This window comes from Caballeronia grimmiae (assembly GCF_000698555.1).
Taxonomy (GTDB): domain Bacteria; phylum Pseudomonadota; class Gammaproteobacteria; order Burkholderiales; family Burkholderiaceae; genus Caballeronia; species Caballeronia grimmiae.
In genome coordinates this window covers 259,272-277,487 of the sequence record NZ_JFHE01000005.1, presented here as the reverse complement: position 1 = coordinate 277,487, position 18,216 = coordinate 259,272, and the positions used below count along the sequence as shown (strand labels likewise).

Below are 18,216 nucleotides of genomic sequence, written 5' to 3'. Positions count from 1 at the left end.
TGCATCAGCAGCAGAGAAACGAGATTATGAAGAATCTTTTTCTCTTTGTCAACAGCTTTTTTCGCTTTCGCTTCCAAAATCTGCCGACTTCGAGGACACCTGTTTCTTTGGCGTCTCCCCGTCTTGCGACGAGGACCGGAATATTAGGTCAAGCAGACGTCGATTACAAGGGGATGACGCAAATTTATTTTCCGACGCCCGCCGACGCCGCCTTGCCCGCGCCCGCCACGAGTTCGACCGGCACCGCAGCCGCCATCGCCGCATATCCTGCGTCGCTGGGATGGATGTGATCGCCGCTATCGTATTGACGCTGGAGCACGCTCGGCCGCGACGGGTCGCGCAACGCCTCGTCGAAATCGATCACGCCGTCGAACGCCCGGCTCGAGCGAAGCGACGCATTCACCGCCGTGCGAATCGCTTCGCGCTCGGGCGGCAGCGAAGCCGGCGTCAGCGTCGCGCCATATATCTTGATGCCCCGCTGATGCGCCTGCGCGATCAACCGCTGGTACCCGCGCAAAAGCGCGTCGGCGTTGACCTGGGTGTGAGGCGCGTCGCAGTCGAGGCCGTCGCGCGCGGGCATCGCCGCGAAATTGATGTCGTTGATGCCGATGAGCACGATGATCGCCCGCGTGCCCGGGTGGCGCAGCGCGTCGCGGTCGAAGCGGCTGACCACCGCCTCGCCGTAGCACGGTGAATTGCTCAGCAGCCGGTTGCCGCTGATTCCCGCGTTGACGACCGCCACTTGCCCGTTGCCCTTCTGCGCGATCTGTCGCGTGAGCGCGTCGGGCCAACGGCGATTCGCGTTGAGCGTCGAGCGCATGCCGTCGGTGATCGAATCGCCGATTGCCACCACCGCACGCGCCGACGGATTCTGCACCGACACGTTCGTCAGCCACGCATATTGAGTGAAGCGCGTGCGGAACGAGGCGGCGGAGGCGTCCTCCGTCCGGTCGCCCGGCGTCGACACATAATTGACCTGACTGGCGATCCGGTGCCACGCCACGAGTTTCTGATCCTTCCCCATGAACATGCTGACTGCGAGCGGCTGATTCGCGACGACATCGAACGCCACGGGATCGCTCGTGATCTGCCCGCCCGGCGGAACGGTCACGCTCTTGCGGCCGGCGAAGAGCACGGGCCGGCCGCTTCCTGCCTGCACCGCCGCGCCGCTGCCGCTCACGGCGCGCGCCGCGCTCATCGATTCGACGACGAGCGGCTCCGTCCCGTACACGTTGCTGATTCGCAGCCGCATTTCCTTGCCGGCAAGCTGCGGATAAATCACCTGACGCACGGTCCGCCCGCCGACTTCCGGGGCGCGATAAAGCGGCGGCGTCTTTGCCAGTTGCGGAATCGCCTGTAGGGCCGTCGCCCACGCGCTGACCCAGTGGTCGTTGGCGGGCGCCTCGGGCGGATCGGCGGCAATCGCGGTCGATGCGCAAGCGAACGGGAGCACAAGCGCGGCCGCGCAAGTCGCGGCGAGAACTCGGAGTTTCATTCGGCGGTGCGTTCGGAGAAAGGCAGAATTGTGCCTGATCGTCACACGCATGGCATCGATTCAACGGTCCGTCGGCCCGCGCGCGCCAAATGGCCTCACAATGCAGCCAAATCCTTTCTCGCGATCACGCCATGCAATTGAAAAGCACCACATCAGACGTTCCGCCGCAACTTCACTGGGAAGAGGATGGCGAAGCCCGCTCCGCCCGCTGGCGATCGGAAAGCGGCAACCAGCCGCCGAAGCGTGTCGTGATCGGTCACGATCAAATGACCGCCGATCACGCGTATCGCCTTGCCTGCGAAGGCACCGCGATTCTCTGGCGCGGCGACTTTCAGAACGCGCGCCAGTTGTTGCAGGCAATGGCCCGCCGTATCGACAACAAGCCGCGCAAATCGAAAAAGGCGCCGGCCGATAAGCCCGCCTCGCCCGTCGATGCCTTCAATCTGCACCGTCTCGCGCAATCGCAGCGGGCGCGGACGCTGGCGATGCTGGTCCTTCCCCTCGACGACCAATACGTAATTCCGCTGCGCCGCGCGCCGGACGTGCGTCAGGCTTGCGAGGAGGCGTACGGACCGGCCGACGAAGCTTCGGTGGTGTCGTTGCGCGAGGTGCTCGGTCTGGTCGGTGCACATGAGTGGCGCAAGAAAGGCGTCGAGATCAAGGCGACGGGCGGCCGGATTCATCCTTATTACGGCGTGTTCTCGCCTGTGCGCGGCGAGTATGTCGATCTCGTCGCGAATCAGCCGCTGCCGTCCCGTTCGCTTGCTTTCGACGTTGGCACCGGCACCGGCGTGCTTGCGGCGGTGCTCGCGCGGCGTGGCGTCGAGCGGATCGTTGCCACCGACCTCGATCCGCGCGCGCTTGCGTGTGCGCGCGAGAACATCGGGCAGTTAGGCCTCGACAAGCAGGTCGAAATCGTCGAGGCGAACCTTTTCCCCGAAGGACGCGCTCCGCTGGTCGTATGCAATCCGCCGTGGCTGCCGGCGCGGCCGAGCGCAGCGATTGAGCACGCGATCTATGATCCCGACAGCCGCATGCTGCGCGGCTTCCTTGACGGCCTCGCCGCGCATCTGACGCCCCGCGGCGAAGGCTGGCTCATTCTGTCCGACTTTGCCGAGCATCTCGGGCTGCGGACGCGTGCGCAGTTGCAGGAATGGATCGACGCAGCGGGTCTCAAGGTCGACGGCCGCATCGACGTCAAGCCGCATCATCCGCGCGCAGCCGATAAGGCCGATCCGCTCTACGCGGCGCGATCGGCGGAAGTGACGTCGCTTTGGCGGCTGGTTGCACGGTAACCTGGACCGCCATTTCCGGCGATCGCGGGCGCGGTCGCCGGATGTCGAAGTGCCGCGCCGCGCGCCTGTTCCGGCTGTCGAACCGTCCGTGCGCTAGTGCTCTCGCGGCACTTCCTGCTCCGCCCGCTCGCTCAGCCGTACCTCCTCACGCGCCCGATCGCCTTCAGTCCATCTCGCGAGCCCGCTCCCTGAGCCAGGCAAGCGCCCCTTCCCCCGCGACAAGTCCACTCGCAAAACACGCCGTCAGCAAATAACCGCCGGTCGGCGCTTCCCAGTCGAGCATCTCGCCCGCGCAGAACACGCCGGGCAGCGCGGTGAGCATCGAACGCTGATCGAGCGATTCGAACGCCACGCCGCCCGCGCTACTGATCACTTCCGCCATCGGCCGGGGACGCAGCACGCGCAGCGGCAGCGCCTTGATGCGCGCCGCGAGCGTCTCGGGATCGGCGTATTCATCCTTGCTGAGGCATTCGCGCAGCAGTCCCGCCTTGACGCCCGCCAGATGCAGCCGGCTCTGAAGGTGACTCGACAGCGAACGTGCCCCGCGCGGATGTAGCACCTCATCCCTCACACGCTCGGCGGAAAGCTGCGGCGTCAGATCGAGCAGAAGCGTCGTCCCCGCATCGCCGCTTGCCATCAGATGATCGCGAATCGGTGCGGAAAGCGCGTAAATCAGGCTTCCTTCGATGCCCTGCTCCGTAATCAGGCACTCGCCGATGCGCCAGTCCACCGCGCCGTCCGCACGCGGCACGCCGATCGCGACCGACTTGAGCGGCTCGCCCGCGAAGCGGCTGCTGAAGTGCGGCGTCCATCCCACATCGAACCCGCAGTTCGACGGCAGAAACGGCCGCACATTCACGCCGCGCGCCGCCAGATGCGCCACCGCGCGGCCGTCCGAGCCGAGTTGCGGCCAGCTCGCCCCGCCCAGCGCAAGCACGAGCGCGTCGTGACGGACACGTTTCTCGCCCTCCGGCGTGGCGAAACGCGAGACCGAGACGCCATCGCCGGCCCAGCCGAGCCATCGATGCCGCATGTGCAGCCTCACCCCCGACGCGCGCAGCCGATGCAGCCACGCGCGCAGCATCGGCGCCGCCTTCATGTCGGTCGGAAAGACGCGTCCCGAACTGCCGACGAACGTCTCCACGCCCAGGCCGTGGACCCATTCGCGCAACGCGGCGGCATCGAAACGCGCGAGCAGCGGCGCGATGTTCGCGCGACGCGTGCCGTAGCGGGCGAGAAACGCATCGGACGGTTCGGAGTGGGTGAGATTCATGCCGCCCTTGCCCGCCATCAGAAACTTCCGACCAACCGACGGCATCGCGTCGAACACGTCGACACGCGCGCCGCCTGCCGCAAGCGCTTCGGCGGCCATCAGGCCAGCCGGCCCGCCGCCGACGATCGCGACCTCGACCACCTCATCGGCCGATTCCTTGTTGTTGACAGACGCCATGCTGAAAGCCGCTAAAAATCGAGAGCGTCATTGTCGCATCGCACGGTCGGCGCGACGCGGCGCAGGCCGCCGCCGTCGTAAGTCATCAAATAACGAAAAAGAATTTGGTCGCGCGGAGCCGGGCCAGTACGATCGCGCCATTCGTTGCATCGACAACTTTTTACCTTTCCGGTCTAGCTCATGTCAGTCTCCACCGCGCCCGATCGCGCTTCCACCCGGGCCGCCGATGCGCGCCCCGTCATCCGCAGCGCCGCGGATGTGTCCAACCTCGTCAATCGTGGCGCGGCCGTCGGCAGCGACGCGCGCATCGTCGTCGCGATTGCGCTCGGCGGGATCTTTCTGGATGCCTATGACCTCGGCGCGCTCGCGTTCGGCGTGAAGGACATTGCACGCGAGTTTTCGCTGACGCCGACCGGAACCGGTTTTGTCGCGTCCGCGATTACGTTCGGCGCGATCATCGGCGCATTTCTCGGCGGCTATCTGACCGACAAGATCGGCCGCTATCGCGTGTTCATGGCCGACATGTTCTTCTTCGTCGTCGCAGCGATTGCCTGCGCGCTCGCACCGAACGCGTGGGTGCTCGGCGGAGCGCGCTTCGTGATGGGACTGGGCGTCGGCATCGATTTGCCGGTGGCGATGGCGTTTCTCGCCGAATTCTCACGGCTGCAAGGCCGTGGCAACAAGGCCGCCCGTGTCGCGATGTGGTGCCCGACCTGGTACGCCGCGATCAGCGTTTCCTATCTGCTCGTGCTGGGCCTGTACGCCGTGCTGCCCGAGCACAACGCGGGCTGGCTGTGGCGGCTGATTCTCGGCTTCGGCGCGGTGCCCGCGATTGCGATCATCGCGATCCGCAGCCGCTACATGAGCGAATCGCCCGTGTGGGCGGCCAATCAGGGCGATCTCGCCGGCGCCGCCGCGATCCTCAAGCGTTCCTATGGCATCGATGCGCGCGTCGATGACAGCGCGTCCGCCGCATCGAAGGCGCCGAAAGCGCGCCGCGCGTCGTTCGCCAACTATGGGGCGCTGTTGCGCGGCGTGTACCTGCGCCGGACGGTGCTGGCGACGGTCATCGCGATTGCGTCGTCCTTTGCGTATAACGCCGTCGCGTTCGGGCTGCCGGTCATCATCTCCAGCTTTCTCGCGCAGTCGATGCTCACCACGATTCTCGCGTCGCTCGCGCTGAACCTGTGCTTCGCGTTCGCCGGCGGGCTGTTCGCCGTGCGGACCGTGCCGAAGTTCGGCGCGTGGAACCTGACGGTCGTCGGTTACGCGTTTCAGCTGGTGGCGCTCGTCGGACTCGCGCTGGTCGGCAAGCCCGCGACGGGCACACAGGTCGTCATCGCGATTGCGCTGCTTGCCGCGTTCCTGCTGGGGCAAGGCATCGGGCCGGGGTCGCATAGCATGACGTTCGCGTCGCTGAGCTATCCGACATCGCTGCGCGGCGTGGGCGTCGGCTTCAATCAGACGCTGATGCGCGCCAGTTCGACCGTTTCGCTGTTCCTGTTCCCGGTGTTGTCGGCGGCGCTCGGGACGAAGGTTTTCTGGATCATCGCGGTGGCGCCGCTCGCCGGGCTCGTCGCGCTGTTCGCGGTGCGCTGGGAGCCGTCGGGCTATGACGTCGACGCGGAAGATTTCACCGGACAGACCGCGCGCTAATCCGCACGCTTGCATCGAGAAGCGGCGCCGCCTCCGAAAGGAGCGGCGCCATTTTTCATTGCCGGATCGCCTAGGGGAATTCCCGGTCATCTCGAAAAAACCGATTACCCGACCGTCCGGTCGGTTTATAATCGGCCGACAGCGACTTCCCATGAGCGAGTGTCCGCCATGTACACCCAATCTCTCGATCTTCCCGGTCAGCAACCCGCTTCGGACGCCCCCGCCGACGCCTCTTCCGAGCAGCAACGCTTCGACGCCGTGATGCAGGCCGACGGCAAAATCGAGCCGCAAGACTGGATGCCGGAGGCGTATCGAAAGACGCTGGTGCGGCAGATTTCGCAGCACGCGCATTCGGAAATCATCGGCATGCAGCCGGAGGGCAACTGGATCAGCCGCGCGCCCAGCCTCAAGCGCAAGGCGATCCTGCTCGCCAAGGTTCAGGACGAAGGCGGCCACGGCCTCTATCTATATAGCGCGGCGGAAACGCTCGGCGTCTCGCGCGATCAACTGGTCGATGCGCTGCACGCCGGCAAGGCGAAATATTCGAGCATCTTCAATTATCCGACGCCCACGTGGGCCGACGTCGGCGTGATCGGCTGGCTCGTCGATGGCGCGGCGATCATGAACCAGATCCCGCTGTGCCGCTGCACCTACGGGCCGTATGCGCGCGCGATGATCCGCATCTGCAAGGAAGAGTCGTTCCATCAGCGGCAGGGTTTCGACGCCCTCCTCGCGATGATGAAAGGCACGCAGGCGCAAAAGGATCTCGTGCAGCAGGCCGTGAACCGCTGGTGGTGGCCGGTGCTGATGATGTTCGGCCCGAGTGACAAGGATTCGATCCACAGCGGCCAGTCTTTCGCGTGGGGCATCAAGCGCATTTCGAACGATGACCTGCGCCAGAAGTTCGTCGACGCGACCGTCGAGCAGGCAAAGATTCTCGGCGTGACGCTGCCCGATCCGGACTTGAAGTGGAACGCGGTGCGCGGCGCGCACGATTACGGCGAGATCGACTGGGAAGAATTCTGGCGCGTCGTCAACGGCGACGGCCCCTGCAACAAGGAGCGCCTCGCCACCCGCGTCAAGGCGCACGACGACGGCGCATGGGTGCGCGAGGCCGCGATCGCCTACGCGGAGAAACAGAAGGCGCGCGCGCAGAAGCTTGCGGCCTGAAGCGAGCATCGAGGAGATATCGACATGAGCAAGGAATGGCCGATCTGGGAAGTCTTCGTGCGCAGCAAGCAGGGACTCGATCACAAACACTGCGGCAGCCTCCACGCTGCCGACGCAAGCGCCGCGCTGCGCATGGCGCGCGACGTCTACACACGGCGCCAGGAAGGCGTGAGCATCTGGGTGGTGCCGTCCGCGGCGATCACGGCGTCCGATCCGGCCGACAAGGGCGAGCTGTTCGAGCCCGCCGGCGACAAGATCTATCGGCATCCGACGTTCTTCGTGCTGCCCGACGAAATCAACCACATGTAAGGGCGCGACATGAGCACCGAACATCTCGCCTATGTGCTGCGTCTCGCCGATAACGCGCTGATCCTCGGTCAGCGCAACGCCGAATGGTGCAGCCACGGCCCGGCGCTGGAAGAGGACATCGCGCTGGCGAACATGAGTCTCGATCTGATCGGTCAGGCGCGGCTGCTGTACTCGCACGCGGCGACGCTCGAAGCCGAACTCACCGGTCAGAAGAAGACCGAAGACGATTATGCGTATTTCCGCGCCGAGCGCGAGTTCGCGAATTACACACTCGTCGAGTTGCCGCACTTCGGCCCGCTCGCGGGCACGGCGCGCACCGAGCGCGACTACGCGGTCACCATCGTGCGCAACTTTCTGTATTCGGCGCTGATGTCCGAGTTGTGGACGGCGTTGCAGGCGTCGTCGGATACGCACCTCGCGGCGATCGCGGCGAAGTCGATCAAGGAAACGCGCTACCACCTGCACCACGCCCGCGACTGGTTCGTGCGCCTGGGCGATGGCACGGACGAATCGCATCGGCGGGCGCAGGCGGCGCTCGATTATCTGATGCCGTACACGCGCGAGTTCTTTCATCCCGACGCCGTCGAGCGCGCGGTGGCCGAAGCGGGCATCGCGCCGCTCGCAAGCGATTTCGAGGCTGCGTGGCGCGAAGCGGTTTCATCGGCGATCGACGAAGCCACGCTCCGCGCGCCCGCCGAAGCGAAGCACATCAGCACGGGCAAGCTCGGCGAACATTCCGAGCACATGGGCTATCTGCTCGCCGAAATGCAGAGCATCGCGCGGCAACATCCGGGCGCGACCTGGTGATGACAGCCGCGAACGCCCACGCCGACGCCACGCTGCAGCGCGCGTGGTCCGTCCTCGAATCGGTGCCCGATCCGGAAATCCCGGTGGTGTCGATCCGCGAACTCGGCATTTTGCGCGACGTCCGCCACGGCGACGACGGCGTGCTCGAAGTCGTCATCACGCCGACGTACTCGGGATGCCCGGCGATGTCGCAGATTGCGGAGGACATCGCGCAGGCGATCGACAACGCGGCACTCGGCGCGCATCGCGTGAAGACGGTGCTCGCGCCCGCCTGGACGACCGACTGGATTACCGACGACGCACGCGAAAAGCTGCGCCGCTACGGCATCGCGCCGCCGACGGGTGCTTGCAGCAGCACCGAACAACCGCTGCGCTTCGTGCCGTACAAGAAGGAAGTCATCGCCTGTCCGCGCTGCGGCTCCGCGCACACGGAAAGGCTTGCGCAATTCGGCTCCACGGCGTGCAAGGCGCTGTATCGCTGCCTGGACTGCCGCGAGCCGTTCGATTACTTCAAGCCGTATTGACTGCTCCGAGACACGATCATCATGGCGACACCGCAATTCCATCCGCTGCGCATCCGCGACGTGCGTCCCGAAACCGCCGATGCCGTCACCGTTTCGTTCGACGTGCCGCCCGAACTGCGCGACGCTTTTCGCTTCACGCAAGGCCAGTTCGTGACGCTGAAGACGCATATCGACGGCGAAGAGACGCGGCGTTCGTACTCGATCTGCGTCGGCGTGACCGATTACGATCGCGACGGCGAATTGCGCATCGGCATCAAGCGTGTGCGCGGGGGGCGCTTCTCCAACTTCGCGTTCGACACACTGAAGCCCGGCCATGAAATCGAGGTGATGACGCCCGACGGGCGCTTCTTCACGCACCTGAACGCCGATCACGCGAAGCATTACGTCGCGTTCTCGGGCGGCTCGGGCATCACGCCGGTGCTCGCGATCATCAAGACGACGCTCGACATGGAGCCGACCAGCCGCTTTACGCTCGTGTACGGCAACCGCAGCGTCGACGCGATCATGTTCGCGGAAGAGCTCGAAGACCTGAAGAACCGCTACATGAGCCGGCTCGCGCTGTACCACGTGCTGTCCGACGACCTGCAGGACGTCGAACTGTTCAACGGCGTGCTCGACCGAGCGAAGTGCAAGGCGTTCCTCGAAACGCTGCTGCCGCCGGATGAAATCGACGAAGCGTTCATTTGCGGTCCCGCGCCGATGATGGACGCCGCCGAAGCCGCGCTGAAGGAGTCGGGCGTGGCGCCGCAGCGCATCCATGTCGAGCGATTCGGCTCGCCGCTGCCGCAAGCGGGCGTGCCGCAGATCGAGATTACGGAAAGCACGCCGGCGGCGGATCTGGAACTGATCATCGACGGGAAAAAGCGCAAGCTGCGCCTGCCGTACGAAGGCGTGAGCGTGCTGGATGTCGGCCTCAAGGCGGGACTCGCGCTGCCGTATGCGTGCAAGGGCGGCGTTTGCTGCACGTGTCGCGCGAAGGTCGTCGAAGGAACGGTGAAGATGGACAAGAACTACACGCTGGAGCAACACGAAATCGACGACGGATTCGTGCTGACTTGCCAGTGTCATCCGGTGAGCGAGCGCGTCGTCGTGAGCTTCGACGAGCGTTGATCTGAGCGCGAAAGCCCACACCGGCACGCGCGACGATTGGCTTAAACTGGGGATCGCACTTCGAGCGGTCCCATCGTCTTCCGGCATGCCGACACCATGAACATGATTCACGTCACGAATGGCGACAACGCCGCCCAGTCGCTGACCGAAGCGCTTCGGCTCGCCGGGCGCAACGATCAGGTGATCGCCCTGCGCGACGATCTAGCCGTCGGTCCCATCCGCGATGTCGATGAATCGCCGGACGCGCGTGCGACGTTCTGGCGTCAGGTGTGGAACAGTGCGGTCGATTTCGAAGCCGAACTCAAGACGCAACAGACACTTTTCGGCCGTCTGGCTCGCGGCGACGCGCAGGTCGTCGTGTGGCACGGCCAGAGCGCGGCGGATCAGCTCACGCTGCGCCGCGTCGCTTATCACCTGCGCAATGTGCCGCAGCGTCTGAACGAAGCGAAGCTGAACCTCGCTGATCTGGGCGACGCCGCCGGCGGCGACGTCCATCAGGCGACTGCCGTCGGCATGTTCTCGCCGCAACAACTGCTCGTGAAACTGCCGAGCGCCGCGCCTATTTCGGTGCTGCGCATCAGCCGGCTCGCGCTCGAATGGCAGGAAGCAAAGCACTCCAACGCCGAAAACCGCCGCCTGCGCGACAACATGCTCGTCTCCGGCACATGGACGGATGTCGATGAAGCAATGCTCGACGTCGCGAGTTCCGAATGGCATCCGGCAAGGCGCATCTGCGGCGAGGCGATGGCGCAGCGCTTCGACTTCCTGCTGAGCGACTCAGTCGCCTTCTGGCGATGCCGCGAACTCGTCGCGGCGGGGCGGCTTAAAATACGCGGCACGCCGTCGGAAATCGCCGACGCCGAACTGCGCCGGTAGTCTCGCCCAGCCACTAAGCCGAAAACAACGTCCATCAATGGCCCGTACGAAAGCGCCTGACCACGAAACACAACGCGAACAGATTCTCGAACTGGCCGCCGCCAAATTCGCGCAGACGAGTTACCCCAGCACGTCGATGGCGGACCTCGCCGCAGCAAGCGGGACGTCGAAAGCGCGGCTTTATCACTATTACGCGAGCAAGGAAGCGATTCTCTTCGATCTGCTCGACCGCTACACGAAGCGGCTGATGCTGATCATCGCTGAAGTGGAAGCCGCGAGCGAGCGGCGCGGCCTCGACGAGCGAGAGGCCTTTGCGGAACTGGTGCGCGCGTTTCTCGCGGAATACGAGACATCGCATAGCCGGCACGTTGCGCTGCTCAACGACGTGAAATATCTCGAAGAGGTGCAGCGCGAGATTGTCCTCGGCCGTCAGCGGGACATCGTCGCGGCGTTCGCCCGTCAACTCGCCCGCGCCTATCCGCAGCGCGTGTCGAAGGATAATCAGACCGCCCTCACGATGATGGTGTTCGGCATGATCAACTGGACGTTCACGTGGCTGAAGCCGGGCGGCAAGCTGGGCTACGGCGAATTTGCGGAACAGGTCGTCGGGATGATCGAGCACGGCTTGGCCGACGCGAACGCCTGATTTTTGTTGCGATGCGACAGAATGCCGTGTTGTTCCGCACCAAATTTTCTAAGTCGTTGTTTTCGCTCGGCATTGTTGCGATTTAGCAAACATTTAGAACAGCCCCTCCACGGTTTTTAAGGGTTTTCCCGTATCCGATTCTCCCGAACCGGCTAAAATGCGTTTTGCTTTGCAGCAATTCGCATCACGACAGGAGAACACCGTGGAACTGACCTTCAACCGCACCGCCGAGCAGATCGTCGCGAGCGACCGTCCGCTGTCGGACGCCGCGCGTAAGCCAGTTCTCGTCCGCGAACTGTCTTCTGCCGATCGCGAGCGCCTGCTCGCCCACTTTCTTTCGCTCGACGAAGACGACCGTCTGCTGCGCTTTGGGCAGATCGTGCCGGATCACGTCATCGAGAATTACGTCCGCAACCTGAACTTCACGAACGACACGGTCTTCGGCGTGTTCAGCGCGTCGCTGGAACTGGTCGGCGTCGGGCATCTGGCCTATCTGCCCGCACAAGGCGACAAGCGCACCGCCGAGTTCGGCGTGTCCGTGCTGGAAAGTGCGCGCGGACGCGGCATCGGCACCAAGCTCTTCGAGCGCGCCGCCATACGCAGCCGCAACACTCACGTTTCCGAGCTGTACGTGCACTGTCTGTCCCGCAACAAGACGATGATGCACATCGCGCGCAAGGCCGGCATGAAGATCGAGTACGCCTACGGCGAAGCAGACGCGTATCTGTCGCTTCAGCCGGCTGACCAGACGAGCATCATGGCCGAAATGCTTCAGGAGCAAGCCGCCGTGTTCGATTACGCGATTAAGCGCCAGGCGCATCGCGCAACGCAGATGTTCAAGGCATTCTTGCCGACGGCCGACGCGGCCTGAGTCTCCGGCAGCGCGGAGTTCGCGCTGCGAGCGGGACCACGAAAGGGCGGCCGAGACCGCCCTTTTCTTTTGCGCGGCTAACGAAGCGGCAGCACCGTCGTTTCCTTGATGCGTTCCAGCGAAAAACTCGAGCGGACGTCGATCACCGATGGATGGTGCAGCAGCTGACCGTCCACGAAGCGCGAAAAGTGCTCCATGTCGCGTACCTGCACACGCAACAAAAAATCCATCTCTCCAGTCATCGCATCGCAGGCGACGACTTCGGGCCACGATCGCACGGCTTCGCGAAACAGATCGCCGTGTGTCGGCGGTTTCGGCGTCCCGGCGGCGACCGGCATGCCACCGCGCTTTTCCAGCCGCACGTTGACGTAAGCGAGCAGTCCGAGCCCGAGCTTTTTGGCGTCGAGCAGTGCGACGTATCCGCGAATCACGCCCGTCTCCTCCAGCCGCCGAATGCGCCGCAAGCACGGACTAGGCGACAGGCTCACGCGATCCGCGATTTCCTGATTCGACAGCCGGCCGTTCTCCTGCAAGATCGCCAGGATCTTGCGATCTATGGCGTCGATTTCCGGTTCAGCCATCTTCTGTCTCCTGTTCGGCCTGTCTTGGCAGCTTCGTGCGCAATCTTAGAAAGCGGCGATTTGTTTCGCAAGTTTTTGGCGCGCCCTCCTCGCTAAACTTGTCTTCACGTCGCTCGAGCGCCGCACAGATCAGGAGACACGCAATGACCGCATCGAACTGGGAAAATCCCGTCGGCACCGACGGTTTCGAATTCATCGAATACACCGCGCCCGATCCCGTCGCGCTCGGACGGCTGTTCGAGCAAATGGGCTTCACCGCCATTGCGAAGCATCGGCACAAGAACGTGACGCTGTATCGGCAAGGCGAGATCAACTTCATCATCAACGCGGAAGCCGATTCCTTCGCACAGCGGTTCGCGCGCCTGCACGGGCCGTCGATCTGCGCGATCGCCTTTCGCGTCGCGGATGCCGGCAAGGCTTATCAGCGCGCGCTCGACCTCGGCGCGTGGGGCTTCGACAACAAGACCGGCCCGATGGAACTGAACATTCCGGCGATCAAGGGCATCGGCGATTCGCTGATCTACTTCGTCGACCGCTGGCGCAGCAAGAACGGCGCGCAGCCGGGCAGCATCGGCGATATCAGCATCTACGACGTCGACTTCGAACCGATTCCCGGCGCGGACCCGAATCCGGTCGGCCACGGGCTGACGTATATCGACCATCTGACGCATAACGTGCATCGCGGGCGGATGATCGAATGGGCCGAGTTCTACGAGCGCCTGTTCAACTTCCGCGAAGCGCGTTATTTCGACATCGAAGGCAAAGTGACAGCCGTCAAGTCGAAGGCGATGTCCTCACCGTGCGGCAAAATCCGCATTCCGATCAACGAGGAAGGCTCCGAGAACGCCGGTCAGATTCAGGAATATCTCGACGCTTACCACGGCGAAGGCATTCAGCACATTGCGCTCGGGACGAACAATATCTACGAAACCGTCGATGGCCTGCGCACCGCGAAAATCGCGCTGCTGGACACCATCGACACGTATTACGAGCTCGTCGACCGCCGTGTGCCGAACCACGGCGAAACCGTCGCCGAGCTTCGCAAGCGCAAGATTCTGATCGACGGCGTGCGCGACGAAATCCTGCTGCAGATTTTCACCGAGAACCAGATCGGGCCGATCTTCTTCGAAATCATTCAGCGCAAGGGCAATCAAGGCTTTGGCGAGGGCAACTTCAAGGCGCTGTTCGAATCGATCGAACTGGATCAGATGCGGCGCGGCGTGCTGAAGGACACGAGCGCCAGTTAAAAGCGGAGTAGATGCAAAAAAAGGGACATGATTCACTCATGTCCCTTTTGCTTTGGGCGGCGGATTCTCGAAAAGAACCGGCCGCTATGACGCCGGTCAGTTCGCCGTGTCGTCGTTGCTGCGCTCCGCATCGCGGCGCTCGCCGGTGCGCGTCTGCGCAACTTGCGCGCGCGCCTGCACGACTTGAGGAGCGGACGTTGCCCCGAACGGCGAGCTCGCGCGAGCGCCGCTCATCGGCGCGCTGATCGCGAAAAAGGCCGCCGAGACCATCAGGAAACTCTGGATGTGGCGTTGCTTCATTTAATTTCTCCTTATGACTGCGTGTGCGACACCTGGCAAACCGCGCCAGGCGCCCGTTTAGACACCGCCCTGAGCGAGGGTTCCGCATTTCGGTCACTTTTACACCTGTAACAAAGCGCATCCGCCGGCTCAGGCCCGCGCAGCTTGTCCTATCTCGAAAACGGGTTTCTCCCACTGTCTTAGGAACGACTGCGTCGGCACACTTGAAGTCCCGGCCAACGCGTCCACAAGGCGCGACGGCCCGAAATATGCTTTGGTGATCCCAAACTCGGGTGGAGGAAGACACATAATGAACGCCCCGCTAGACGCAGAACAAAGAGCTTCGCTAGAAGCCGCGTTGAAATCCGTCACACTCGACGACAAATACACGCTCGAACGCGGCCGCGCCTACATGAGCGGCATCCAGGCCCTGGTGCGCCTGCCGATGCTCCAGCAAGAACGCGACAAGGCCGCTGGCATCAACACCGCCGGGTTCATTTCCGGCTATCGCGGTTCTCCTCTCGGTGGTCTGGACCAGTCGCTCTGGAAGGCGAAGAAGCATCTCGCCGCGCATCAGATCGTGTTTCAGCCCGGCGTCAACGAGGATCTCGCGGCAACGGCCGTCTGGGGCTCGCAGCAAGTCAACCTCTATCCGAGCGCGCAATACGACGGCGTCTTTTCGATGTGGTACGGCAAAGGCCCCGGCGTCGATCGCTCCGGCGATGTCTTCAAGCACGGCAATTCGGCCGGATCGTCGAAGCATGGCGGCGTGCTCGTGCTCGCCGGCGATGATCACGCCGCCAAGTCATCGACGCTCGCGCATCAGTCCGAGCATCTCTTCAAGGCGTGCGGGCTGCCGGTGCTGTTTCCGTCCAACGTGCAGGAATATCTCGACTTCGGCCTGCACGGCTGGGCGATGAGCCGCTACTCGGGCCTTTGGGTCGCGATGAAGTGCGTGACGGACGTGGTGGAATCGTCGGCGTCGGTGGATATCGACCCGCATCGCACGGAAATCGTGATTCCGACCGATTTCGCGATGCCCGAAGGCGGCCTGAATATCCGCTGGCCCGATCCGCCGCTCGTGCAGGAAGCGCGTCTGCTCGACTACAAGTGGTACGCCGCGCTCGCCTATGTGCGGGCGAACAAGCTCGACCGCATCGAGATCGATTCGCCGCGTGCGCGCTTCGGCATCATGACGGCTGGCAAGGCGTATCTCGACGTGCGCCAGGCGTTGACCGACCTCGGCCTCGACGACCAGACCTGCGCGCAAATCGGCATCCGGCTGTACAAGGTCGGCTGCGTGTGGCCGCTCGAAGCGCAGGGCGCGCATGAATTCGCTCGCGGTCTCGACGAAATCCTCGTGGTCGAAGAGAAGCGCCAGATTCTCGAATACGCGATCAAGGAAGAGCTGTACAACTGGCCGGACGCGCAGCGTCCGCGCGTCTTCGGCAAATTCGACGAAAAAGACGGCGCAGGCGGCGAATGGTCGGTGCCGATGGGCAACTGGCTGCTGCCAGCGCATTACGAGCTATCGCCGGCGATCATCGCGAAGGCGATCGCCACGCGGCTCGACAAGTTCGATCTCCCCGCCGATGTCCGCGCGCGTATCGCGGCGCGCATCGCGGTGATCGAAGCGAAGGAAAAGGCCCTCGCGCGGCCCCGCGTCGAAGCGGAGCGCAAACCGTGGTTCTGCTCGGGCTGCCCGCACAACACGTCGACGAACGTGCCGGACGGATCGCGCGCGATGGCCGGCATCGGCTGTCATTACATGACGGTCTGGATGGACCGCAACACGAGCACGTTCAGCCAGATGGGCGGCGAAGGCGTCGCGTGGGTCGGACAAGCGCCGTTTTCCGGCGACAAGCACGTGTTCGCGAATCTCGGCGACGGCACCTACTTCCACTCGGGCCTGCTCGCCATCCGCGCGGCGATCGCGGCGAAGGTGAACATCACCTACAAGATTCTCTATAACGACGCGGTCGCGATGACGGGCGGCCAGCCCGTCGACGGCGTGCTGACCGTGCCGCAGATCACGCATCAACTGGCGGCGGAAGGCGCGACGAAGATCGTCGTCGTGACCGACCAGCCCGAGAAGTACACGCCGGAAGTCGGGCTTGCGCCGGGCATCGAGGTGCATCATCGCGACGAACTCGACGACATTCAGCGACAGTTGCGCGAGATTGCCGGCACGTCGATTCTGATTTATGACCAGACCTGCGCCACGGAGAAGCGTCGCCGTCGCAAGCGTGGCGCGTTTCCCGATCCGGCGAAGCGCGTGGTCATCAACGAGGCCGTGTGCGAAGGTTGCGGCGATTGCTCGGTGAAGTCCAACTGCCTGTCCGTCGAGCCGCTCGATACCGAATACGGCACGAAGCGGCAGATCAACCAGTCGACGTGCAACAAGGACTATTCGTGCCTCAACGGTTTCTGCCCGAGCTTCGTGACGGTCGAAGGCGGCCAGTTGAAGAAGCCGAAGGCGACGAGCGTTGCCGGCGATGCAATGCCGCCCGTTCCCACGCCTGACTTGCCTCCGATCGGCCGGCCGTATGGCGTGCTCGTGACGGGCGTGGGCGGTACGGGCGTCGTGACGATCGGCGCGCTGCTCGGCATGGCGGCGCACCTGGAGCAAAAGGGCGTGACCGTGCTCGATGTCACCGGCCTCGCGCAAAAAGGCGGCGCCGTGATGAGCCACGTGCAGATCGCGAACCGCCCCGCCGATATCCACGCGACGCGCATCGCGATGGGCGAGGCGGATCTCGTCATCGGCTGCGATGCGATCGTGACCGCGAGCGACGAGTGCGGATCGCGGATGCAGCCGGGGCATACGCGCGTCGTCGTCAACAGTGCACAGACGCCGACTGCCGCGTTCATCAAGGACCCGAACTGGCGTTTTCCGGGCGCGAGTGCGGAAGCCGATATCCGCGCGGCGGCGGGCGAGCATGTCTCGCTCGTCGATGCCAACCGCTTCGCCGTCGCGCTCATGGGCGATGCGATCTACACGAATCCGTTCGTCCTCGGATATGCGTGGCAGAAGGGGTGGCTGCCGCTGCTGCATGAATCGCTGGTGCGGGCGATCGAGCTGAATGCGGTGCAAGTCGAGAAGAATCTTGCCGCGTTCGAATGGGGACGGCGCGCCGCGCATGATCTTGCAGCCGTGACGCGGCTTGCTCATGGCACAGCAACCCAGGACGGCGCCGCGCCGGGCAAGATCATCACGCTGCACACGCCGAAGGCGCTCGATACGCTCATCGACAAGCGGCTCGACTACCTGGCGAAGTATCAGAACACCGCGTACGCCGCGCGCTATGGACGGCTCGTCGCGGAGGTGCGTGCGGCGGAAGCGGCGCTCGGAGCCAGCGATTTTCTGCTGACGGAAGCGGTCGCCAGGAACCTGCACAAGCTGATGGCTTATAAGGACGAGTACGAAGTCGCGCGTCTCTATGCCGATCCGGCTTTCCTCGAGAAGGTGAAGAGCAGCTTCGAAGGCGACTGGAAGATCAAGTTCCATCTCGCGCCGCCTGCGCTTTCGAAGAAGGACGCACACGGACGGCTCGTCAAGAAGCAGTACGGCCCGTGGATGATGCCGGCGATGCGCGTTCTCGCTCGCCTCAAATTCTTGCGCGGCACGGCAATCGATCCGTTCGGGCGGACGGAAGAAAGGAAGATGGAGCGGGCGTTGATCGGCGAGTACGAGGCGCTCGTCAGGGAGCTGATCGCCGGATTGACGATGCCGAAACTGCCGCTGGCCATCGAGCTGGCGAGCCTGCCGGATTCGATGCGCGGGTATGGCCACATCAAGGACAACAACGTCAAGGCAGCGAAGGTGAAGTGGGAAAAGCTGCTGGCGCGGTGGCGCGATCGTGAAGGCGGGGAGAAGCGGCAGGTGGCGTGAGTGGCGTC

Annotated in this window: 16 protein-coding genes; 12 read left to right on the top strand and 4 right to left on the bottom strand. The window is 64.0% G+C overall.

Annotation, left to right across the window (positions count from 1 at the left end; genetic code table 11):
* Positions 1 to 184: 184 nt before the first annotated feature.
* Positions 185 to 1,495, bottom strand: coding sequence for an SGNH/GDSL hydrolase family protein (locus tag BG57_RS09035; protein WP_035962388.1), 1,311 nt, complete (start codon positions 1,493 to 1,495; stop codon positions 185 to 187).
* A 131-nt stretch (positions 1,496 to 1,626) separates the two neighbouring features.
* On the opposite strand from BG57_RS09035, the gene BG57_RS09030 reads away from it, so the two are divergent.
* Complete coding sequence (locus BG57_RS09030; protein WP_035962387.1) at positions 1,627 to 2,790, top strand: 50S ribosomal protein L11 methyltransferase; 1,164 nt, start codon at positions 1,627 to 1,629, stop codon at positions 2,788 to 2,790.
* A 163-nt stretch (positions 2,791 to 2,953) separates the two neighbouring features.
* Here BG57_RS09030 and BG57_RS09025 read toward each other — a convergent pair whose 3' ends face one another.
* The gene (locus BG57_RS09025) at positions 2,954 to 4,240 is read right to left on the bottom strand and encodes a TIGR03862 family flavoprotein (RefSeq protein WP_035962386.1); all 1,287 of its coding nucleotides are present in this window, start codon (positions 4,238 to 4,240) and stop codon (positions 2,954 to 2,956) included.
* Positions 4,241 to 4,420: 180 nt separating this feature from the next.
* On the opposite strand from BG57_RS09025, the gene BG57_RS09020 reads away from it, so the two are divergent.
* From BG57_RS09020 to BG57_RS08980, 9 genes are all read left to right on the top strand, one after another.
* Positions 4,421 to 5,896 (top strand): MFS transporter, encoded by a 1,476-nt coding sequence (locus BG57_RS09020; protein ID WP_035962385.1) that lies wholly within the window; start codon positions 4,421 to 4,423, stop codon positions 5,894 to 5,896.
* Positions 5,897 to 6,064: 168 nt separating this feature from the next.
* The gene (gene paaA / locus BG57_RS09015; RefSeq protein ID WP_035962384.1) at positions 6,065 to 7,066 is read left to right on the top strand and encodes a 1,2-phenylacetyl-CoA epoxidase subunit PaaA; all 1,002 of its coding nucleotides are present in this window, start codon (positions 6,065 to 6,067) and stop codon (positions 7,064 to 7,066) included.
* Between the two features lie 24 nt (positions 7,067 to 7,090).
* Positions 7,091 to 7,375, top strand: a complete 285-nt coding sequence (paaB, locus tag BG57_RS32465; protein ID WP_035962383.1) for a 1,2-phenylacetyl-CoA epoxidase subunit PaaB — start codon at positions 7,091 to 7,093, stop codon at positions 7,373 to 7,375.
* A 9-nt stretch (positions 7,376 to 7,384) separates the two neighbouring features.
* Positions 7,385 to 8,182, top strand: coding sequence for a 1,2-phenylacetyl-CoA epoxidase subunit PaaC (paaC, locus tag BG57_RS09005; protein WP_035962382.1), 798 nt, complete (start codon positions 7,385 to 7,387; stop codon positions 8,180 to 8,182).
* A complete protein-coding gene (gene paaD / locus BG57_RS09000; RefSeq protein WP_035962380.1) occupies positions 8,182 to 8,706 on the top strand; it encodes a 1,2-phenylacetyl-CoA epoxidase subunit PaaD in 525 nt (174 codons plus the stop codon). The genes paaC and paaD overlap by 1 nt, the downstream gene beginning before the upstream one ends.
* Positions 8,707 to 8,727: 21 nt before the next feature.
* Positions 8,728 to 9,816 carry a 1,2-phenylacetyl-CoA epoxidase subunit PaaE gene (gene paaE, locus BG57_RS08995; RefSeq protein ID WP_035962378.1) on the top strand — a complete coding sequence of 363 codons (1,089 nt, stop codon included), beginning with the start codon at positions 8,728 to 8,730 and terminating at the stop codon, positions 9,814 to 9,816.
* Between the two features lie 96 nt (positions 9,817 to 9,912).
* Positions 9,913 to 10,692 (top strand): DUF1835 domain-containing protein, encoded by a 780-nt coding sequence (locus BG57_RS08990; protein WP_035962376.1) that lies wholly within the window; start codon positions 9,913 to 9,915, stop codon positions 10,690 to 10,692.
* 37 nt (positions 10,693 to 10,729) lie between these two features.
* Complete coding sequence (locus BG57_RS08985) at positions 10,730 to 11,338, top strand: TetR/AcrR family transcriptional regulator (RefSeq protein WP_035962375.1); 609 nt, start codon at positions 10,730 to 10,732, stop codon at positions 11,336 to 11,338.
* A gap of 202 nt (positions 11,339 to 11,540) precedes the next feature.
* Positions 11,541 to 12,209: a GNAT family N-acetyltransferase gene (locus tag BG57_RS08980; protein ID WP_035962450.1), complete on the top strand. Its 669-nt coding sequence runs from the start codon at positions 11,541 to 11,543 to the stop codon at positions 12,207 to 12,209.
* A gap of 77 nt (positions 12,210 to 12,286) precedes the next feature.
* Here the strand turns inward: BG57_RS08980 and BG57_RS08975 are convergent, their stop codons facing one another.
* Positions 12,287 to 12,790, bottom strand: coding sequence for an Lrp/AsnC family transcriptional regulator (locus tag BG57_RS08975; RefSeq protein ID WP_035962374.1), 504 nt, complete (start codon positions 12,788 to 12,790; stop codon positions 12,287 to 12,289).
* A gap of 143 nt (positions 12,791 to 12,933) precedes the next feature.
* On the opposite strand from BG57_RS08975, the gene hppD reads away from it, so the two are divergent.
* Positions 12,934 to 14,037 carry a 4-hydroxyphenylpyruvate dioxygenase gene (gene hppD / locus BG57_RS08970; protein ID WP_035962373.1) on the top strand — a complete coding sequence of 368 codons (1,104 nt, stop codon included), beginning with the start codon at positions 12,934 to 12,936 and terminating at the stop codon, positions 14,035 to 14,037.
* 96 nt (positions 14,038 to 14,133) lie between these two features.
* Here hppD and BG57_RS08965 read toward each other — a convergent pair whose 3' ends face one another.
* On the bottom strand, positions 14,134 to 14,337 hold the full coding sequence (locus BG57_RS08965; RefSeq protein ID WP_035962371.1) for a hypothetical protein: 204 nt from the start codon (positions 14,335 to 14,337) through the stop codon (positions 14,134 to 14,136).
* Between the two features lie 289 nt (positions 14,338 to 14,626).
* Between BG57_RS08965 and BG57_RS08960 the strand changes: the two genes are divergently transcribed.
* On the top strand, positions 14,627 to 18,208 hold the full coding sequence (locus BG57_RS08960; RefSeq protein WP_035962369.1) for an indolepyruvate ferredoxin oxidoreductase family protein: 3,582 nt from the start codon (positions 14,627 to 14,629) through the stop codon (positions 18,206 to 18,208).
* The last annotated feature ends 8 nt before the right edge of the window (positions 18,209 to 18,216 follow it).